Below are 702 nucleotides of genomic sequence, written 5' to 3' on the forward strand. Positions count from 1 at the left end.
CAGCTCATACAGCGGCTTAAACCACCGGGAACTGCGGATCACCCAGTTTGCCATGGTGTTGCGGCGCAGATCCACGCCCTGTCCCTTCCAGTAGGCTTCCTGGCGATACAGGGGAACTCCGTTCTGGAACTTTTCCTGCATCACATAGGCCACGGTGGAGGGAGCTGCCATGCTTTTCTTCATAACAGGCACAGGAGCCTGTGCCTGCCGGATGGATGTTTCACCGGTTTTTGCTTCACAATGGGCGCACTTGTAGCTGGTCGAATAATAGTCCACCACATAGACCTGAGCCGGCACAATCACCAATTCCGAGCGAACGAATTTTTCTCCAATGCGCACCATCTTGCTGCCGCATGTTTCGCAGATCTGCTCCTCCTCGGTCAGCTCGCACAGAACCTTCCGGTGCTCCAAACCTTCGGTCAGGTCTTCTTTGGTGCGCTTGGCTTTCCGGGCATGAGCCTTCACCGGGGTTGTTTTGCCCGGTTCCGGAGCCCCGGCATCGCTGCACATTTCTGCCTCATTGAAGAAGTCCAGCTGTTTGCCATCCAAATACTGAACCTGCTCACTGGACTGCCCGAACATCCGTTTGCGCATGCGCACCAGCTGTTCGTTCAGAGACTGCATCTTCACCAGCTGCTTTTCCAACTGCTGGTTTTTCTGCTCCAACTGCTGTGTCTTCTGCTCAAGCGACTGGATATATGC

1 protein-coding gene is annotated in these 702 nt (G+C 54.8%); it reads right to left on the bottom strand.

The window, feature by feature from the left end; genetic code table 11:
• Positions 1-666, bottom strand: a 666-nt coding sequence (locus ACESYO_RS16420; protein WP_373210884.1) for an IS66 family transposase, incomplete at its 3' end; no start/stop codon positions are given.
• Positions 667-702 lie beyond the last annotated feature (36 nt).

The sequence above is a fragment of the Allofournierella massiliensis genome (genome assembly GCF_964241245.1).
GTDB classification, from domain to species: domain Bacteria; phylum Bacillota; class Clostridia; order Oscillospirales; family Ruminococcaceae; genus Allofournierella; species Allofournierella massiliensis.